This window comes from Amycolatopsis samaneae, assembly GCF_039541975.1.
GTDB classification, from domain to species: Bacteria; Actinomycetota; Actinomycetes; order Mycobacteriales; family Pseudonocardiaceae; genus Amycolatopsis; species Amycolatopsis samaneae.
The window spans coordinates 1-1,006 of the sequence record NZ_BAABHG010000049.1 but is presented as its reverse complement, the minus strand read 5'-3'; the positions used below and the strand labels follow the sequence as shown (position 1 = coordinate 1,006).

Annotated in this window: 1 protein-coding gene; it reads left to right on the top strand. The window is 63.8% G+C overall.

The window, feature by feature from the left end:
* Positions 1–6: 6 nt before the first annotated feature.
* Positions 7–1,006, top strand: a 1,000-nt coding sequence (locus ABD987_RS44510) for an FG-GAP repeat domain-containing protein (protein WP_345409101.1), incomplete at its 3' end; no start/stop codon positions are given.

Genomic DNA, 1,006 nt, shown 5'->3' with positions numbered 1-1,006 from the left:
GTGGATATGGATTTTTCGGGTGATGGGTCGGCGGATTTGTTGTCGACTACCGCGTCGGGTGAGTTGCGGTATTTTCCGAACAACGGGGCGAGTAACGCGGGTGGTAATCCGTTTAATCAGTATCAGGTGACGGGGTCGGGGTGGGAGACCGCGACGCGGGTGCTGGAGGGTGATATCTCCGGTGACGGGTCGATGGATCTGCTGTCCACCACGGCGTCGGGTGAGTTGCGGTATTTCCCGAACAACGGGTCCAGCAACGCGGGTGGTAATCCGTTCAACGAGTACATCGTGACCGGGTCGGGGTGGGGTCCGGAGGTCACCCGGATGTTCCTGGCCGATTTCTCCGGTGACGGGTCGGCGGATCTGCTGGCCACCAAGAAGGACGGGACGTTGTTGTGGTGTCCCAACAACCGGGCCACCAACCCGGGTGGCGCGCCGTTCATGACGTGCTCGGTGACCGGGTCGGGATGGAACACCGCGAACCGGATGTTCGTGGCCGACTTCTCCGGTGACGGCTCGGCGGATCTGCTGGCCACCACCGAGTCCGGGGAACTGCGCTATTTCCCGAACAACCGTTCCACCAACGCGGGCGGGAACCCGTTCAACGAGTACCAGGTCACCGGGTCGGGCTGGAACTCCGCCAACCGGATGTTCGTGGCCGACTTCTCCGGAGACGGGTCGGCGGACCTGTTGTCCACCACCGCCTCGGGGGAGCTGCGGTACTTCCCCAACAACGGGTCCACCAACGCGGGCCACAACCCCTTCAACGACTACATCGTGACCGGCTCCGGCTGGAACACCGCCAACCGCATGTTCGTCGCCGACTTCTCCGGCGACGGGTCGGCCGACCTGTTGTCCACCACCGCGTCCGGCGAACTGCGCTACTTCCCCAACAACCGCGCCACCAACCCCGGCGGCGCACCCTTCAACACCTACCAAACCACCGGATCCGGCTGGAACACCGCCAACCGCATCATCACCAACACCACCGAACAACCCACACTCG